General features: G+C 64.1%; 16 protein-coding genes and 1 pseudogene. 8 read left to right on the forward strand and 9 right to left on the reverse strand.

Annotation, left to right across the window (positions count from 1 at the left end):
• Nucleotides 1-2: 2 nt before the first annotated feature.
• The gene (locus ACOKS3_RS21515) at nt 3-890 is read right to left on the reverse strand and encodes an ATP-binding protein (RefSeq protein ID WP_422763022.1); all 888 of its coding nucleotides are present in this window, start codon (nt 888-890) and stop codon (nt 3-5) included.
• A gap of 77 nt (nt 891-967) precedes the next feature.
• On the opposite strand from ACOKS3_RS21515, the gene ACOKS3_RS21520 reads away from it, so the two are divergent.
• Nucleotides 968-3,322 carry a hybrid sensor histidine kinase/response regulator gene (locus tag ACOKS3_RS21520; protein WP_103449684.1) on the forward strand — a complete coding sequence of 785 codons (2,355 nt, stop codon included), beginning with the start codon at nt 968-970 and terminating at the stop codon, nt 3,320-3,322.
• Here ACOKS3_RS21520 and ACOKS3_RS21525 read toward each other — a convergent pair.
• On the reverse strand, nt 3,312-3,800 hold the full coding sequence (locus tag ACOKS3_RS21525; RefSeq protein WP_103449683.1) for a glutathione peroxidase: 489 nt from the start codon (nt 3,798-3,800) through the stop codon (nt 3,312-3,314). The genes ACOKS3_RS21520 and ACOKS3_RS21525 overlap by 11 nt on opposite strands.
• 2 nt (nt 3,801-3,802) lie before the next feature.
• A complete protein-coding gene (gene msrB / locus ACOKS3_RS21530) occupies nt 3,803-4,204 on the reverse strand; it encodes a peptide-methionine (R)-S-oxide reductase MsrB (protein WP_103449682.1) in 402 nt (133 codons plus the stop codon).
• A gap of 178 nt (nt 4,205-4,382) precedes the next feature.
• Between msrB and ACOKS3_RS21535 the strand changes: the two genes are divergently transcribed.
• Both ACOKS3_RS21535 and htpX read left to right on the forward strand, forming a co-directional pair.
• Nucleotides 4,383-5,594 carry a pyridoxal phosphate-dependent aminotransferase gene (locus ACOKS3_RS21535; RefSeq protein WP_085675507.1) on the forward strand — a complete coding sequence of 404 codons (1,212 nt, stop codon included), beginning with the start codon at nt 4,383-4,385 and terminating at the stop codon, nt 5,592-5,594.
• Nucleotides 5,595-5,870: 276 nt separating this feature from the next.
• Nucleotides 5,871-6,758 (forward strand): protease HtpX, encoded by an 888-nt coding sequence (htpX, locus tag ACOKS3_RS21540; protein ID WP_003259721.1) that lies wholly within the window; start codon nt 5,871-5,873, stop codon nt 6,756-6,758.
• Nucleotides 6,759-6,806: 48 nt separating this feature from the next.
• Here htpX and ACOKS3_RS21545 read toward each other — a convergent pair whose 3' ends face one another.
• Entirely contained in the window at nt 6,807-7,454 is a 648-nt protein-coding gene (locus ACOKS3_RS21545) for a thiopurine S-methyltransferase (RefSeq protein WP_103449681.1), read from the reverse strand.
• 101 nt (nt 7,455-7,555) lie between these two features.
• On the opposite strand from ACOKS3_RS21545, the gene ACOKS3_RS21550 reads away from it, so the two are divergent.
• On the forward strand, nt 7,556-8,308 hold the full coding sequence (locus ACOKS3_RS21550; protein WP_422763021.1) for a DODA-type extradiol aromatic ring-opening family dioxygenase: 753 nt from the start codon (nt 7,556-7,558) through the stop codon (nt 8,306-8,308).
• Nucleotides 8,309-8,365: 57 nt separating this feature from the next.
• On the opposite strand, the pseudogene ACOKS3_RS21555 reads toward ACOKS3_RS21550, so the two are convergent.
• Nucleotides 8,366-10,091: pseudogene (locus ACOKS3_RS21555) on the reverse strand (DEAD/DEAH box helicase).
• Between the two features lie 306 nt (nt 10,092-10,397).
• Nucleotides 10,398-11,153: a spermidine synthase gene (locus tag ACOKS3_RS21560; protein ID WP_103449678.1), complete on the reverse strand. Its 756-nt coding sequence runs from the start codon at nt 11,151-11,153 to the stop codon at nt 10,398-10,400.
• Between the two features lie 117 nt (nt 11,154-11,270).
• Here ACOKS3_RS21560 and ACOKS3_RS21565 point away from each other — a divergent pair, with 117 nt between their 5' ends.
• On the forward strand, nt 11,271-12,617 hold the full coding sequence (locus ACOKS3_RS21565) for a class II 3-deoxy-7-phosphoheptulonate synthase (RefSeq protein WP_103449677.1): 1,347 nt from the start codon (nt 11,271-11,273) through the stop codon (nt 12,615-12,617).
• On the opposite strand, the gene ACOKS3_RS21570 is transcribed toward ACOKS3_RS21565, so the two are convergent.
• Together ACOKS3_RS21570 and ACOKS3_RS21575 are read right to left on the reverse strand one after the other, a co-directional pair.
• On the reverse strand, nt 12,598-13,818 hold the full coding sequence (locus ACOKS3_RS21570) for a winged helix-turn-helix domain-containing protein (RefSeq protein ID WP_103449676.1): 1,221 nt from the start codon (nt 13,816-13,818) through the stop codon (nt 12,598-12,600). The genes ACOKS3_RS21565 and ACOKS3_RS21570 overlap by 20 nt on opposite strands.
• A gap of 119 nt (nt 13,819-13,937) precedes the next feature.
• The gene (locus ACOKS3_RS21575) at nt 13,938-14,156 is read right to left on the reverse strand and encodes a DUF1127 domain-containing protein (RefSeq protein ID WP_027919490.1); all 219 of its coding nucleotides are present in this window, start codon (nt 14,154-14,156) and stop codon (nt 13,938-13,940) included.
• Between the two features lie 96 nt (nt 14,157-14,252).
• Here ACOKS3_RS21575 and ACOKS3_RS21580 point away from each other — a divergent pair, with 96 nt between their 5' ends.
• Nucleotides 14,253-15,104, forward strand: coding sequence for a LysR substrate-binding domain-containing protein (locus tag ACOKS3_RS21580; RefSeq protein ID WP_103449896.1), 852 nt, complete (start codon nt 14,253-14,255; stop codon nt 15,102-15,104).
• Nucleotides 15,105-15,107: 3 nt separating this feature from the next.
• Here ACOKS3_RS21580 and ACOKS3_RS21585 read toward each other — a convergent pair whose 3' ends face one another.
• On the reverse strand, nt 15,108-15,857 hold the full coding sequence (locus ACOKS3_RS21585; RefSeq protein ID WP_103449895.1) for a sulfite exporter TauE/SafE family protein: 750 nt from the start codon (nt 15,855-15,857) through the stop codon (nt 15,108-15,110).
• A 113-nt stretch (nt 15,858-15,970) separates the two neighbouring features.
• Between ACOKS3_RS21585 and ACOKS3_RS21590 the strand changes: the two genes are divergently transcribed.
• Entirely contained in the window at nt 15,971-16,927 is a 957-nt protein-coding gene (locus tag ACOKS3_RS21590) for a LysR family transcriptional regulator (RefSeq protein ID WP_422763020.1), read from the forward strand.
• A gap of 55 nt (nt 16,928-16,982) precedes the next feature.
• The gene (locus tag ACOKS3_RS21595) at nt 16,983-17,438 is read left to right on the forward strand and encodes a MarR family winged helix-turn-helix transcriptional regulator (protein ID WP_027919493.1); all 456 of its coding nucleotides are present in this window, start codon (nt 16,983-16,985) and stop codon (nt 17,436-17,438) included.
• Nucleotides 17,439-17,574 lie beyond the last annotated feature (136 nt).

Consider the following 17,574-nt stretch of genomic DNA (forward strand, 5'->3'; position numbering starts at 1 on the left):
GTTTACTTTTGCTCCAGCAATTGCAGCCCGACCCAGTAGCGGGCGAACTGATAGGCACAACGGCCATTACGGTTGCCGCGGCCCGTGGCCCAGCGCACGGCGAGAATTTCCAGCGCTTCGTCACGCTGCCAGGCCAGGTCAGCAGGGCGGGCCAGCTGGCCGATCCAGTGCTCGACCACGTCGAGGAAGTGTTCCTGGCTGAACGGGTAGAACGACAGCCACAGGCCGAAGCGGTCGGACAAGGCAATCTTGTCTTCCACCGCCTCATTGGGGTGCAGCTCGCCGTCGATCATTTTCCAGTTTTCGTTGTCGCTCTGTTTTTCCGGCACCAAGTGGCGGCGGTTGGACGTCGCGTACAGCAGCACGTTGTCCGGCGCCTGCTCCAGCGAACCGTCGAGCACGCTCTTGAGCACCCGGTAGTCGCCCTCCCCGGCTTCGAACGAGAGGTCGTCGCAGAACAGGATGAAGCGCTGCGCTAGCTTCTGCAGCTGCTCGACGACGCGCGGCAGGTCGGCCAGGTGGTCGCGCTCGATCTCGATCAGGCGCAGCCCGGCATCGGCATGCTCGGCCAACAGGGCGCGCACCAGCGACGACTTGCCGGTGCCACGCGAGCCCCACAGCAAGGCGTGGTTGGCCGGCATGCCGTTGATGAACTGATGGGTGTTGCGGCCCAGCTGCTCGCGCTGTTTATCCACGCCGATCAGGTCAGTCAGGCGGATGTCCAGGCTGACGTCCAGCGGCATCAGGTAGCCCGTGCGGCCGTCGCGCTGCCAGCGCGCAGCCAGAGTGGTGGTCCAGTCGATCTGCGGGCGCGGCGCCGGCAGCAAGGGTTCGAGACGCGCCAGCACCGATTCCGCGCGTTCCAGGAAAGCATTCAAGCGAGCGTCCATGACGACTCCTAGCAAAGACAGGTGAGATTTAAAGCTGAATGTGTGACAGGCCCGCCAGCAGCCGGGGCTGATCGGCTATGCTTGCGCAGCGCAAGGGACGTGAAACCGGCTCGGGACTCATGGATATCAAGTTCACCAATCGCCTGTCATACAAGCAAGCCCGGTTGACAGTCCTGGTCGGCTTCATCCTGGGAACATTGCTCAGTCTCATCCAGATCGGCATCGATTATGCCAGCGAAGACGCATCCATCAACCGCGAAGTGCGGGCGTTGCTGCAAATCAGCCACAATCCGGCCTCGCGCATCGCCTACAACATCGATTCAGAGCTGGCCCTGGAGCTGACCCGCGGCCTGCTGCAGTCACCGGCGATCATCCGTGCACGGCTGATCGACAACAACGAAACCGTACTGGCTGACGTCGAGCGCCCGCGCCTGCACGACCGCTACCGAATGTTGAGCGACTTCCTGTTCGGCGAGCAACGCCAGTTCAAGGAGCGCCTGTTCCTCACCCACATGCCCGACGAATATCTCGGCACGCTGTACCTGGACGTCGACACCTACGCCTTCGGCAGCCGTTTCCTGGACCGCGCCGGGGTCACCCTGCTCAACGGCTTTGCCCGCAGCCTGGTGCTCACCGGTATTCTCCTGGCACTGTTCCACAGGCTGCTGACCAAGCCGTTGGTGACGGTGATCGGTGCCCTCACCGGCCGCGATCCGCGCCAGCCCGGGCAAACGCGGGTGAACTGCCCGCCCGGCCACGAACTCGACGAGATCGGCGTGCTGGTCAAGGTCGCCAACCAGCAGTTCGTCAGCATGTCCACCGAGATCCAGCAGCGGCGCACTGCGGAAAACCGCCTGACCCAGTACCTCAACGAACTGGAGGACATCGTCTCGGCACGTACCGAAGAGCTCAAGGCCAGCAACAGCCGCCTCAGCCAGTCCAACCAGGAGCTGGAAGAGGCCCGCCAGCGTGCCCTCGACATGGCCCAGGCGCGCGCGGCCTTCCTGGCCAACATGAGCCACGAGATCCGCACCCCGCTAAACGGCATGCTCGGCATGATCGCCCTGGCCCTGGACAGCCCGCTGGCCGGTGAGCAGCGCCAGCAGCTGTCGATCGCCCATGACTCGGGCAAGGTGCTGGTGGAGTTACTCAACGATATCCTCGACCTGTCCAAGTTCGATGCCGGGCAGCTGGAGCTGGAACGCATTCCGTTCGACATGGGCGCGATGGTCGAGGACACCGCCAACCTGCTGTCGCAGAACGCTGCGCAAAGCGTCGAGCTGACCTGCCTGATCGCCGACCGCTTCCCCAGTTCGGTGCTGGGCGACCCGACGCGGGTGCGCCAGGTGGTCAGCAACCTGTTGTCCAACGCCCTCAAGTTCACCCGCTTCGGCCGCGTCGACGTGCGCCTGGTAACGATCGTCGGCGGCGTGCGCCTGGAAGTGCGCGACACCGGCATCGGCATTCCCGAAGCGGCCCAGGCGCGCATCTTCCAGCCGTTCACCCAGGCGGGCGCCGGCATCACCCGCCAGTACGGCGGCACCGGGCTGGGGCTGGCCCTGACCCGCAACCTGTGCAAGGCCATGCAGGGCCATCTGCACATCCAGTCCGAGCCTGGCTTTGGCAGCCGCTTCAGCGCCGAACTGCCGCTGACCACCCACACCGAAGCCATCGCGCCGGCCGCCCTGCAGGGCAAGGTGGTCGCCCTCAGCGACGCCGGCAGCGGCCTCAGCGAACTGCTGCAAGGCCTGCTGCCCGGCTGGGGGCTGGATTACCAGCGGCACGACAGCAGCACAGCCCTCGACAACAGCATCGACCTGCTGATCACCGACGACCTGGAGCAGCTGTTCCAGCTGCGCCCGGCCCTGAAGGCCCCCATCCTGCTGGTGACCGCCTACGGCAACTTCCTGCCCAGCGAGCAATCGGCGCAACTGGCGCCACTGCACCAGCTGGCCCGGCCACTGGCGCGCAACGCCCTGTACCAGACCTTGCGCCGCACCCTGCAGGGGCATGCCCCGGAGCACCCGCTGGCCACCCCGCTGCTCACCGTCGCCGACGGCCGCGCGCGCATCCTGCTGGTAGAAGACAACCCGGTGAACCAGCTGGTGGCCAAGGGCATGCTGGCCAAGCTCGGCTGCCAAGTGCAGGTCGCCACCCAAGGCGTCGAGGCTCTGGAATGGCTGGAGCGGGAAGACTTCGACCTGGTGCTGATGGACTGCAACATGCCGGTGATGGACGGCTATGAAGCCAGCCGGCGGATTCGCCAGAGCGGACGCTGGCCGGAGCTGCCGATCGTCGCCCTGACCGCCAACGCCATGCCCGAAGAGCGCGAGCGCTGCCGCGCGGCGGGCATGAGCGACTACCTGGCCAAGCCGTTCCGCCGCGAGGAGCTACTGGCGCTGATCGACCACTGGGTGCCGCTCAGCGGCTGAGCAGGCGCTGGATGTCAGCTTCCAGGGCCTGGGGCTTGGTGGTCGGCGCGTAGCGGGTGACTTTGCCGCTGGCCGGGTCGACCAGGAACTTGGTGAAGTTCCATTTGATCTTCTGCGTGCCCAACAGGCCAGGGGCGCGCTGCTTGAGTTCGACGAACAGCGGATGTGCGCCAGGGCCGTTGACCTCGATCTTGCGAAACAGCGGGAAACTCACGCCGAAATTGGCTTCGCAGAACTGCGCAATGTCCCGCGCATCACCCGGCTCCTGCTTGCCGAACTGGTTGCAAGGGAAGCCCAGCACCACCAGGCCGCGCTCGCGGTAGTCCCGCCACAACTGCTCAAGGCCCTTGTACTGCGGGGTGAAGCCGCACTGGCTGGCGGTGTTGACCACCAGCAGCGCCTTGCCGACGAAGTCGCCGAGCTTTTTCTGCTCGCCGCCCAGGGTCACGCAGGGGATGTCCAGCATCGATCCGGCCATTTTCAGGCTCCGTCGCGGGGTTTGAAGTCCAGGCATACCGAGTTGATGCAGTAGCGCAGGCCGGTCGGTGGCGGGCCGTCGGGGAACACGTGGCCCAGGTGCGCATCGCACTGGGCGCAGGTGACCTCGGTGCGGATCATGCCGTGGGAGGTGTCGCGGATCTCGACCATCGCGCTCTCCTCGATCGGCGCGTAGAAGCTCGGCCAGCCGCAGCCGGAATCGAACTTGGTCTGCGAGTCGAACAGCGGCAGGTCACAGCAGATGCAGTGGTACACGCCGGCACGGCGCTCGCTGTTGTACTTGCCGCTGAACGGCCGTTCAGTGCCCTTGAGGCGGCACACCTGATACTGGGCGGGGTCGAGCATTTCGCGCCATTCTTCAAGTGTCTTGTCGATCTTTTGCATAAGTGAACCTCGGCAGGCTGAATTTCACCTCACGCCGTCTTTTCCGTAGCGCGGGTGGCACGTATATTAGTTGGCTTCGTGTGCAAGGCTTCCAGTCTGGCACCCGCTTCCTGCCCTTTCAAACCTTTCGAACGTTTCGCAAAGGGCCGCAGTGCGTATTCTCAATCGGGACCACATCATGCAGTTCAGCAAATCGAACAAGCTCGCCAATGTCTGCTATGACATTCGCGGCCCAGTGCTCAAGCACGCCAAACGCCTGGAAGAGGAAGGCCACCGCATCCTCAAGCTGAACATCGGCAACCCGGCGCCGTTTGGCTTCGAGGCGCCGGACGAAATCCTTCAGGATGTGATCCGCAACCTGCCCACCGCCCAGGGCTACAGCGATTCCAAGGGCCTGTTCAGCGCGCGCAAGGCAGTGATGCAGTACTGCCAGCAGAAGGAGATCGAAGGCGTCACCATCGAGGACATCTACCTCGGCAACGGTGTCTCCGAGCTGATCGTGATGTCGATGCAAGCGTTGCTGAACAACGGCGATGAAGTACTGATCCCGGCCCCCGACTACCCGCTGTGGACCGCCGCGGTGAGCCTGGCCGGTGGCAAGCCGGTGCACTACCTGTGCGACGAGCAGGCCGACTGGTTCCCGGACCTAGAAGACATCAAGGCCAAGATCACCCCGAACACCAAGGCCCTGGTGATCATCAACCCGAACAACCCGACGGGCGCGGTGTACTCCAAGGAGCTGCTGCTGGGCATGCTGGAACTGGCCCGCCAGCACAACCTGGTGGTGTTCTCCGACGAGATCTACGACAAGATCCTCTACGACGAAGCCGTGCACATCAGCACCGCCTCGCTGGCCCCGGACCTGCTGTGCCTGACCTTCAACGGCCTGTCCAAGTCGTATCGGGTGGCCGGTTTCCGCTCCGGCTGGCTGATCATCTCCGGGCCCAAGCACCACGCCCAGAGCTACATCGAAGGCATCGACATGCTGGCCAACATGCGCCTGTGCGCCAACGTGCCGGCCCAGCATGCCATTCAGACGGCCCTGGGCGGCTATCAGAGCATCAACGACCTGGTGCTGCCGCCAGGCCGCCTGCTGGAACAGCGCAACCGCACCTACGAGCTGCTCAACGAAATCCCGGGCGTCAGCTGCGTGAAGCCGATGGGCGCGCTGTATGCATTTCCGCGGATCGACCCGAAGGTCTGCCCGATCCTCAACGACGAGAAGTTCGCCCTCGACCTGCTGTTGTCGGAAAAGCTGCTGATCGTTCAGGGCACGGCGTTCAACTGGCCGTGGCCGGACCACTTCCGCGTGGTGACCTTGCCGCGAGTGGATGACCTCGAAGCCGCGATTGGTCGGATCGGTAACTTCCTGCGGACTTATTCGCAGTAGCTGATGGCCTCTTCGCGGGACAAGCCCGCCCCTACAGAGTCACGCAATCCTCTGTAGGAGCGGGCTTGCCCCGCGAATGGGCTGCAAAGCAGCCCCCTGCACTATCGCAGGATGTTTCTTACATCCTGCAACGCTCTATCTCACTGCCCGCGCAAAATCCTCTGCCATACTCCGCCGTACACAGTTTGAAATAGTCGCCCGATTGAATCCTGGCGGCCGGGACCTTATATACCCCGCAGTAAGCGACAACTCATCCGTCAGGAGAACGTAACAACCATGATGCGCATTCTGTTGTTTGTAGCCACCAACCTTGCGGTGGTGCTGGTTGCAAGCATTACCCTGAGCCTGTTCGGCTTCAACGGGTTCATGGCCGCCAACGGGGTTGACCTCAACCTCAGCAGCCTGCTGGTCTTCTGCGCCGTGTTCGGCTTCGCTGGCTCCCTGGTCTCGCTGTTCATCTCCAAGTGGATGGCGAAGATGACCACCGGTACCCAGATCATCAGCCAGCCGCGCACCCGCCACGAGCAGTGGCTGCTGCAAACGGTCGAAGAGCTGTCCCGCGAAGCGGGCATCAAAATGCCAGAGGTGGGCATTTTCCCGGCCTACGAGGCCAACGCCTTCGCCACTGGCTGGAACCGCAACGACGCGCTGGTCGCGGTATCCCAAGGCCTGCTGGAGCGCTTCTCGCCCGATGAAGTGCGCGCTGTGCTGGCCCACGAAATCGGCCACGTGGCCAACGGTGACATGGTCACCCTGGCGCTGGTGCAGGGCGTGGTGAACACCTTCGTGATGTTCTTCGCCCGCATCATCGGCAACTTCGTCGACAAGGTGATCTTCAAGAATGAAGAGGGCCAAGGCATTGCCTACTACGTGGCGACCATCGTCGCCGAGCTGATCCTGGGCATCCTCGCCAGCATGATCGTCATGTGGTTCTCGCGCCGCCGCGAGTACCGTGCCGACGAAGCCGGTGCGCAACTGGCCGGTACCGCTGCAATGATCGGCGCCCTGCAACGCCTGCGCGTGGAACAAGGCCTGCCGGTGCACATGCCCGACACCATGAAGGCCTTCGGCATCAATGGCGGCCTCAAGCACGGCCTGGCCGGCCTGCTGATGAGCCACCCGCCGCTGGAAGACCGCATCGAGGCCCTGCGCCGCCGCGGTTGATCCATCAGGCAAAAAAGGGCGACTTCGGTCGCCCTTTTTCGTTTTCGCTCAGAACTTCACGCGATATACCCGCTCAACCAGGCTCTTGACCCCGGCCTGCAGGAACTTCGGGCTCTGGCTGATCACTTCCTGCGCTTCGAGCGCCTCGACCTGCCAACCGGCAAACCCGTGCCTCACCTCATCGTCGGCCACCGAAAACGGCGGCCCGGCCAGCAGTTCCTGCTGATAATCCAAGGTCACCAGCAGCCCGGCGCCTGTCGGCAATACCTGCGACAGCAAACGCATGTAATCCACACGCATTTCAGGTGGCAGGGCAATCAGTGCGGCGCGATCGTAGAGCGCCACGCAGTCCGCCACATCCGCCGCGCGCAAGGCGAAGAAGTCGCCACACCACAGCTCCACATCGCCACTGCGCCAGACTTCGAAGGCACCCTGTTGCGCCACCTGTGGCTCCAGCCCATGCTCACGAAAAAAGGCCTGCACCGCCTGCCGTGACAGCTCGACCCCCAACACTCGGTGCCCCTGCCCCGCCAGCCAGGCCAGGTCAAGGCTCTTGCCACACAGCGGCACCAGCACGCGGCTGCCCGGCGCCAGCTGCAGCTGTGGCCAATACTGTTGCAGATAAGGGTTCACCTGCGCTTGATGAAAACCGATCTGGTTGTCGGCCCACCGCTGCTGCCAGAACGCTGGCTCCATGATCACTCCCGATTTTTAGATGGATTGTCGGCAAAACTTGGTTTGGATTTCGATCGGTAGTTGATCGAAGATGATTGCATCATAACCCTCAGGACCCCGCCATGCTGCCCAGCCTGTTCATTTCCCATGGTTCTCCCATGCTTGCCTTGCAACCCGGCGCCAGCGGGCCGGCATTGGCCGGGCTGGCCAACGCCCTGCCACGACCGAAAGCGATTGTGGTGGTGTCAGCGCACTGGGAAAGCCGCGAGCTGCTGGTGACCAGCGGCGCGCAGCCAGAGACCTGGCACGACTTCCACGGCTTCCCGCCGGCGCTGTACGCGGTGCAATATCCGGCGCCTGGCGAACCAGCCCTGGCCAGCCGAGTCGCTGAATTGTTGCAGGCCCGCCTGGACCCCCAGCGCCCCTTCGATCACGGCGCCTGGGTGCCGCTGTCGTTGATGTACCCGGATGCGAGCATTCCGGTGATTCAGGTTTCGTTGCCCAGCCAGATGGGGCCGGGGTTGCAAGTCAAGGTTGGCCAAGCGCTGGCGAGGCTGCGTGCTGAAGGCGTTTTGCTGGTGGGTTCCGGCAGCATCACGCACAACCTGGGTGAACTGGACTGGCATGCCGGGCCGAATGTGATCGAGCCCTGGGCCCTGGCATTCCGGGACTGGGTGGTGGAGCGGCTGAAGGCAGATGACCAGGCTGCGTTGCTGGATTACCGTAAACAGGCGCCGTTTGCGGCGCGCAACCATCCAAGCGATGAGCATTTACTGCCGCTGTTCTTTGCCCTGGGGGCTGGGGACAGGTTCGGCATCGTGCACCAGGGCTTCACCCTGGGGGCGCTGGGGATGGACATTTACCGGTTCGACTGAAGGGCCAGGCAAAAAAAATCCCCGACCTAGGCCGGGGATTTTTTCATTGCATCAGGATCAATCTTCGCGATAACGGCGCAGCTTCAGTTGCTTGCCGGCTACACGAGTGTCCTTGAGCTTGGTCAGCAGACGCTCCAGGCCATCTTCCGGCAGCTCGATCAGGCTGAAGCTGTCACGCACCTGGATGCGGCCAATGGCGTCACGGGCCAGGCCGCCTTCGTTGAGGATCGCGCCCAGCAGGTTCTTGGCGGCGATACCGTCACGGGCACCCAGGGCGGTACGGCAACGCACGCGGCCTTCGGCCAGCGGCATTGGCGCACGACGCTCGCGGTCACCACCACGGTCGCCACGATCACCACGATCGCTGCGCTCACCACGCTCGGTACGCTCGCCACGCGGGGCGAAGCTCGGTACCAGCGGCTGCTCACGCTCTACGGCGGCCAGGTCCAGCGCCTGGCCGTTGGTGGCCTTGCGCAGCAGGGCCGAAGCCAGGGCGCGAGCGCTGCAGCCGAGGTCGGCAGTCAGGCGGTCGAACAGCTCGCCATGGGTGGCTTCTGCTTCAGCAACCAGCGGCGCCAGACTGTTGGTCAGCTTCTTGATGCGGGCGTCCAGTACAGCCTGGGCGTTCGGCAGGCGGGCTTCGGCAACCTTCTGCCCGGTCACGCGCTCGATCACCTGCAGCATGCGGCGCTCACGCGGGGTAACCAGCAGCAGTGCACGGCCATCGCGACCGGCACGGCCGGTACGGCCGATACGGTGCACGTAGGATTCCGGGTCGTACGGCATGTCGACGTTGAACACATGAGTGATGCGCGGTACGTCCAGACCACGGGCAGCGACGTCGGTGGCGACGACGATGTCCAGGCGGCCATCCTTCAGCGAGTCGATCACGCGCTCACGCTGATTCTGGGCGATGTCGCCGTTCAGCGCAGCAGCCTTGTAACCCTTGGCTTCCAGCGCGGCGGCCAGGTCCAGGGTGGCTTGCTTGGTGCGCACGAAGGCGATCAGCGCGTCGAACTCTTCGACTTCCAGCAGACGCAGAACAGCCGGGATCTTCTGGTCGGCGTGGACCATCAGGTGGGCCTGGTCGATCGCGGTGACGGTCTGGGTCTTGCTCTGGATCTTGACGTGCTTGGGCTCGCGCAGGTGGCGTTCGGCGATCGAGCGGATCGACGACGGCAGGGTTGCGGAGAACAGTACGGTCTGGCGGCTGGCCGGGATGGCATCGAAGATCACTTCGAGGTCGTCCATGAAGCCCAGCTTGAGCATTTCGTCAGCTTCGTCCAGTACCAGGTACTGCACGGTCGACAGGACTTTCTCGTCACGACGCAGGTGGTCGCACAGACGGCCCGGGGTGGCGACGACGATTTGCGCGCCGTTGCGAATGGCACGCAGCTGTGGGCCCATCGGGGCACCACCGTAGACGGCCACTACATTAACGCCCGGCATCTGCTTGGCGTAGGTTTCGAAAGCGGTAGCTACTTGCAGCGCCAACTCACGGGTTGGCGCCAGGATCAGGGCTTGCGGTTCGCGCTTGCTCACATCGATCTTGTTGAGGATCGGCAGGGCGAAGGCAGCGGTCTTGCCGGTGCCAGTCTGCGCCTGGCCGATCATGTCGTGACCGGCGAGGATGATCGGGATCGATTGTTGCTGAATGGCGGACGGCTCTTCGTAGCCGGTAGCCAGAACGGCAGCAACAATGTTCGGATTAAGATCGAGAGCGGCGAAGCCGCCGGTTTCCTGGGTCATGGGTCTGCCTCTAAGTGCATCCGCAAAGACCCATGCTGCAAAGCTGCACATGCCTTGAAAGACCGGAACGGTCACCCAGGCAGCTTTGTCGGCGGGGATTTGCGAAAACGATTGAAAAAGAAAACTTTAGGAAGGTCCGCCTAGCGGACGTGCAGCCGAAGCTGGACTCGGAGGATTTGCACCACCTGATTTTGAGGTCCGCTAAAAGACCGGCGCGTACTATACCCGAAAAAATAGTGGGGAGTGAGTAAATTTTTCTGGCCCAACGGCCAGTATCGGGCCATCAGGCAGAGATAGCTGAATCGTTTTTCTGTAACACCGCGAAGCAGGCGACGCGGTCTCAAGTAGCAGGCCGGATCTCGCGGATCAACCCTTCCAGGCTATACCCCAAACGTGGCGCCAGGGCCTCGGCCCGCGCCCGCAGCGCATCGAGATCCAGTTGCTGATCCAGGTCCGCCGGCACCAGCAGGATCACATTGCCCTCCTTCACCGGCAGTTCCCAGTAATGCCGGTGGTACAACCCGCGCAACAGCGCCGCGCCCAGCGGTTTGCCGTCGTCGTTGGCCCACTGGTTGATCACCAGCCAGCCACCTGGGTTGAGTTTCTTCTGACAGTTCTCGAGGAACTTCCACGCCAGGTGCCCGACGCCCGGCCCGTAATCGGTATAAAGGTCGACGAACAGCAGGTCGGCCTGCTCTGCCGTGGGCAGCAACTCCAGGGCGTCGCCAATGCGCACGTACAGCCGCGGGTCATCGTCCAGTCCCATGTATTCCATGGCCAGGCGCGGCACGTCCGCACGCAGTTCGATGGCCTCGATGTCTTCGAGCGGCAGGAACTTCATGCAGGCCTGGGTCAGGGTGCCGGCACCCAGGCCGAGAAACAGCGCACTCTCCGGCTGTTCGTGGCAAAGCGCGCCGACCAGCATGGCGCGGGTGTAGTCGTACTCCAGCCAACTCGGATCGGAGGTGAACACGCAGCTCTGCTCGATGGCATCGCCGAACTCAAGGAAGCGGTAATCCTCCACCTCGTACACGCTGATGACGCCAAAGGCATCCTCGACCCGGGCCAACAGCTTCTCTTCCCGCTCCGTCGCCATCTACCTGCCACCCGCCCGCGCAAAAACGCGCATTGTCCGTCAACGCCCCGGATGCAACAAGCTCGGCGCCGCTGTTACCATGGCAGGCAGCCTATAACAGACAAGACCGAGCCCGTGATGAACCGACCGTGGAGCCCCGACAGCTGGCGCGCCCTGCCGATCCAGCAGCAACCGACCTACCCCGACGCCGCGCACCTGCTCAAGGTCGAGCAGACCCTGGCCAGCTACCCGCCGCTGGTCTTCGCCGGCGAGGCGCGCGAGCTGCGCCGGCAGTTCGCCGAGGTCACCGAGGGCCGTGCCTTCCTGCTGCAGGGCGGCGACTGCGCAGAGAGCTTCGCCGAGTTCTCGGCGGCGAAGATCCGCGACACCTTCAAGGTGCTGCTGCAGATGGCCATCGTCATGACCTTCGCCGCCGGCTGCCCGGTGGTGAAGGTCGGGCGCATGGCCGGGCAGTTCGCCAAGCCGCGCTCCTCGGGCGACGAAACTATCGGCAATGTCACCCTGCCGGCCTACCGTGGCGACATCGTCAACGGCATCGGCTTCGACGAGAAGAGTCGCGTGCCGGACCCGGAACGCCTGCTGCAGGCCTACCACCAGGCCACCGCCAGCCTCAACCTGCTGCGCGCCTTCGCCCAGGGCGGTTTCGCCGACCTGCACCAGGTGCACAAGTGGAACCTCGACTTCATCGCCAACTCGGCGCTGGCCGACAAGTACCACCAACTGGCCAACCGCATCGACGAAACCCTCGCCTTCATGCGTGCCTGTGGCCTGGACAGCGCGCCACAACTGCGCGAAACCAGCTTCTTCACGGCCCACGAAGCGCTGTTGCTCAACTATGAAGAAGCCTTCGTGCGCCAGGACAGCCTGACCGGCGACTACTACGACTGCTCGGCCCACATGCTGTGGATCGGCGACCGCACCCGCCAGCTTGACGGCGCCCATGTCGAATTCCTGCGCGGCGTGCACAACCCGATCGGAGTCAAGGTCGGCCCGAGCATGAACCCCGAAGAACTGATCCGGCTGATCGACACGCTCAACCCGAGCAACGACCCCGGCCGCCTCAACCTGATCGTGCGCATGGGCGCCGGCAAGGTCGGCGCGCACCTGCCGGGGCTGATCCGCACCGTCGAGCGCGAGGGGCGCAAGGTGCTGTGGAGCTCCGACCCGATGCACGGCAACACCATCAAGGCCAGCAGCGGCTACAAGACCCGCGACTTCGCGCAGATCCTCGACGAGGTGAAGCAGTTCTTCCAGGTGCACCAGGCCGAGGGCAGCCATGCGGGCGGTATCCATATCGAGATGACCGGGCAGAACGTCACCGAGTGCATCGGCGGCGCCCGGCCAATCACCGAGGATGCCCTGTCCGACCGCTACCACACCCACTGCGATCCACGGATGAACGCTGATCAGTCGCTGGAGCTGGCCTTCCTGATCGCCGAAACCCTCAAGCAGGTGCGGCGCTGAGCAAGGCCTGACGCAACTGGCTGCCTTCAGCCCGAGGGCAGTTCAGTTGCACCCGCTCCAGGCCCAGCCACTGGGCCATGCGCAGCAGATTACACGCCAGGGCATGGTAGCCCTGCGCGTCCAACGCTATCGATTCCGCGTGTACGGCATGCACCGCCAGTTGCCCCTGGGCGCGCTCGGCGCGCAGGTCCAGGCGCGCGGCGATGCGTTCGCGGTAGAGGAACGGCAGCACGTAGTAGCCGTATACCCGCTTGTGCGCAGGGGTGTAGATCTCCAGGCGAAAATGGAAATCGAACAGCCGCTCGGTGCGGTTGCGTTCCCAGACAAGCGAATCGAACGGCGACAGCAACGCGCTGGCCTCGATGCGTCGGGGGATGCGCGGTGAACCGGCGCAGTAGGCCGGCTGCTTCCAACCCTGTACCTCGACCGGCTGCAGGCGGCCATCGGCGACCAGCTCGTGTAGCGCCGCCCTACCCTGGCCAGGCTCGAGGCGGAAGTAGTCGCGCAGGTCGCGCTCGGTGGCCACGCCCAGCGCCGTGGCGGCATGCAGCATCAGGCCTTGATGGGCTTCGGCTTCGCCCGGCAGCGCCTGGTCGAGGATCGCCTTGGGCAGGACCCTTTCCGGGACATCGTAGAGCCGCTCGAAACCGCGCCGCCCCGCCACCGTGACTTCACCGGCGGCGAACAGCCATTCCAGCGCGTGCTTTTCTTCGCTCCAGTCCCACCACGGGCCGGCCCGCGCCTGCCGGGTGGACAAGCTGCCCGCACCCAGTGCGCCCTGTTCGCGCACGGTGGCCAGCACGCGGGCGATCAAGTCCTGGCGTTCGCGGCCGAACTGCGCGAGCTGGCGGTAGATACCGCGGCCATCGGCGGCATGGGCCATGCGCCAACGCAGCAGCGGGTAGAGGTTCAGGGGTAACAGCGAGGCTTCGTGGCCCCAATACTCGAACAGCTGGCGCTGGCGACCACGGCCCCAGGCGAGTTGGTCGAGCATTTCCGGCGGGTAGCCGCCGAGGCGGGAGAACAGCGGCAGGTAATGGGAGCGGACCACGGCGTTGACCGAGTCGATCTGCACGACGCCCAAGCGTTGCAGCATGCGTTTCAGTGCGGGCAGGGTCGGAGGGGCGTCAGGCTGTTTGCCGAATCCCTGGGCTGACAGGGCCAGGCGGCGGGCCTGGCTGATGGACAACTTGAGCGGCAAGCCTGATCTCCTTGTGGTATCTGTTACGGCCCTTTCGCGGGGCAAGCCCGCTCCTACAGGGGAACGCGTTTCCTTGTAAGAGAGGGCTTGCCCCGCGAAGAGGCCATAACAGGTTTAGCCTATTTCCGCAGGGGATCATCCCAGAAATGCCGCTCGGCCTCTTGCTGGATATCCGCCCGGCTCAAGCCCAGGTCATGCAGGGTCGCATCACTCAGGCTGGCCAGTTCCTGGCGCTGACGGTAAAGCTGCAGCCACCGGGCCGGGCGGTCCAGGGCCACGTGCCACAGGTGGTTCAAGGAAAAGGCAGGTTGCTGGATGCTGCTGACATGACCTTTCATCGTGAAGCCCTCCGTGTTGATGGCTCCAGTCTCTGCCCAGGCTTAAGATCAATCCAACGAATGTTTCTGATGCCATGCATCTCGGAGATTGATGCAATGTCCCAGTACCAGAGTCTCGATGCCGACGTGCTGCGCACCTTCGTCGCCATCGCCGAGCAAGGCGGCTTCACCCGCGCCGGGGAAGTGGTCAACCGCACCCAGTCGGCGGTGAGCATGCAGATGAAACGCCTGGAAGAAGACATCCTGCAGCGCCAGCTGTTCGAGCGCGACGGCCGTCAGGTCCGGCTTACCGCCGAGGGCCAGGTGCTGCTTGGCTACGCCCGGCGCATCCTCAAGCTGCATGGCGAAGTGTTCAATACCCTGCGCATGCCGCACATGGTCGGGCTGGTGCGTATCGGTACGCCGGATGATTACGCCATGCGCTTTCTGCCGACCATCCTCTCCAGCTTCGCCCAGGCCTACCCGCTGGTGCAGGTGGAGGTGCATTGCGACTCGTCCAAGCAACTGATGCTGCGCCAGGACCTGGACCTGACCATCGTCACCCGCGAGCCGGGCAACGAAGTTGGCCAGCTGCTGCGCCAGGAGCGCCTGGTGTGGGCCGCCGCCGAAGGTTTCTGCCCACAGGAACAGCGGCCAATGCCGCTGGCGCTGTTCAACACCGACTGCTTCTGCCGCGCCTGGACCTGCAACGCCCTGGAAGCCCAGGGCATCGACTACCGCATCGCCTACACCAGCCCCAGCCTGGCGGCGATCTTTGCCATCGTCACCGCCGGGCTGGCGGTAACGGCGCAATTGCAGAGCCTGGTCGGTGGCAATATCCGCATTCTCGGCGAGAGCGATGGATTGCCGCAGTTACCACTGGCAAACGTGATGCTGCTGCGCAACAGCCAGGGCCAGTCGCCGATCACCGACTGCATGGCCGATTACATCGTCGAAGGGTTCATGTGACGCTTACAGCTCGAAGCCCAGCATCACCGCACAGACCACCAGGAACACGCAGAACATCGCCCGCAATACCTTCTCTGGCAGTGCATGGGCCAGTTTCACCCCCCAACTGATGCTCAGCAGCCCACCGACCGCCAATGGAATGCCCACGCTCCAGTCCACGCTGTGGTGCACCCCATAGGTCACCAGGGTCACCAAGGTACTCGGCGCCGCCAACGCCAGTGACAGCCCCTGCGCCACTACTTGGGTGGTGCCGAACACACTGGTCAGAATCGGCGTGGCCACGACGGCCCCACCCACGCCGAACAGGCCGCCCATGGTCCCGGCAAAACTGCCGAGCACGCCCAGCCACGGCCAGGCATAACGCAGCTCGGCACTGGGCGGCGAGACCTTGAGGAACATCCGCGCCACGTTCCAGATGGCCAGGGCTACCAGGAAGCCGACGAAGCCCAGGCGCATCGCGTGGGCGTCGATACCCACCGCCCAGATCGACCCGAGCCAGGCGAACAGGAAGCTGCACAGCGACAGCGGCACGGCATGGCGCAGCTCGATGCGGTTGCGCTGGTGATAGCGCCACAGCGCCAACAGTACGTTCGGCACCACCATCACCAACGCGGTGCCCTGGGCCAACTGCTGATCGAGGCCGAACAGCACGCCCAAGGCCGGGATGGCGATCAGGCCGCCGCCGATGCCGAACAACCCACCCATGGTGCCCAGGCCGGCACCCAGCACGATATACAAAAACCACTCGATCATCAGGGCCTCATCCGCCTGTGTTTGGAATGCCAGCATGCTAACGATTGCGCTCTAGCGGGGAAACGCATAGCAACGCACAATGGCTTTGCGTTTCTCGCATAAGCGGAATGACCATGAGCCCCGATACCCTGACTGACCAGCTGAGCCTGTTTCTCGATGTGCTGGAGAGCGGCAGTTTCTCCGCCGCCGCCCGTCGCCACCCACTGACCCCGTCCGCCGTGGCCCGACGCATCGACAACCTGGAAAGCGCCGTGGGCAGTCGCCTGTTCACCCGCAGCACCCATGCCGTGCGCGCCACCCCGGCGGGCAACGCCTTCGCCGAGCGCGCCCGGCGCATCATCGAAGAATTGCGCCTGGCCCGTGCCGAGGCGGTATCGCTGAGCAATGCCCCCGAGGGCCTGATCCGCATCGACGCCCCGGCCGCCTTCGGCCGCCGTCACCTGGCGCCAGCGATTGCCGACTTCCTGGTGGCCTATCCAGGCCTGGATGTGCAATTGCGCTTGATCGATAGTTTCGTCGACTTGCATGGCAGCCACCTGGGCGAGGTCGATCTGGTACTACGCGCCGGCCCCCTGGCCGACACCCGCCTGGTCGCCACCAAACTGGCGCACATGGTGCGCATCGCCTGCGCCAGCCCTGCCTACCTGGCCAGCCGCGGCATGCCCAGCTGCCCCAGCGAATTACCTGCTCACGACGGCCTTGACTGGGACGGCCTGGCACCGCCGTTCGCCTGGCGCTTCGCGGTCGACGGGCAGGTGCGCCTGTACCGCCCGGCGCGCATGCGCATGGCCGCCAACAACGCCGAGACCCTGTTGTTCGGCGCCCTCGCCGGCCTCGGTATCGCCCACTTGCCGACCTGGCTGATCAGCGACTACCTGCTGCGCGGTGAACTACTGCCGCTGTTCTGCGACAACGGCCTGCCCGAAGCCGAAAACAGTGGCATTTATGCACTGCGCCTTGAACATGAAACGAACTCTCGCAGCCGTTTGCTGCTCGAATTTCTCAAGAGCCGCTTCAGCCCGGTTCCCCCTTGGGACCTGGCACTGCGCAGTGAACTGCGCTGGCAGTAAGCGCCCCAACCTTCAGCGTGCTAGATTTCTCCATTGATGACATTCAAGGACCTGCATGAACGCCAACACCCAAGCTTCCTGTGACGAGCTGCTGCTGGACAACCAGGTCTGCTTCGCCCTGCACTCCACCTCGTTGCTGATGACCAAGGTCTACAAGCCGCTGCTGCAAGCACTGGGCCTGACCTACCCGCAGTACCTGGCCATGCTCGTGCTGTGGGAGCAGGACGGCCTGACCGTAGGCGAAATCAGTCAGCACCTGCTGACCGACCCCGGCTCGCTCACGCCCCTGCTCAAGCGCCTGGAGAGCGAAGGCCTGCTGCAGCGCAACCGCAGCCGCGAGGATGAACGAGTGGTGCTGGTGCAATTGACCGACAAGGGCCGTGCCTTGCAGCAGCAGGCCCGGGAAGTACCACAATGCATCCTCAAGGCCAGCGGCCGCAGCCTCGAACGCTTGCAACAGCTGCAGGCCGACCTGCTGGAGCTGCGCGACAGCCTGCAAAAAAACCTCTGACGGCTACGCTGTGTGATGCCCGTTCGGATGAGCGGTGAAGATTTATCTTGCGCACTAACTAATTGCGCGATAATTTAAATCCCGTACCCACATGACGCCACCTGATCACCAGGGGCGCACAGCACACTAGCGAGGC

The sequence above is a fragment of the Pseudomonas sp. HS6-2 genome, from assembly GCF_049325675.2.
GTDB lineage: Bacteria > Pseudomonadota > Gammaproteobacteria > Pseudomonadales > Pseudomonadaceae > Aquipseudomonas > Aquipseudomonas putida_N.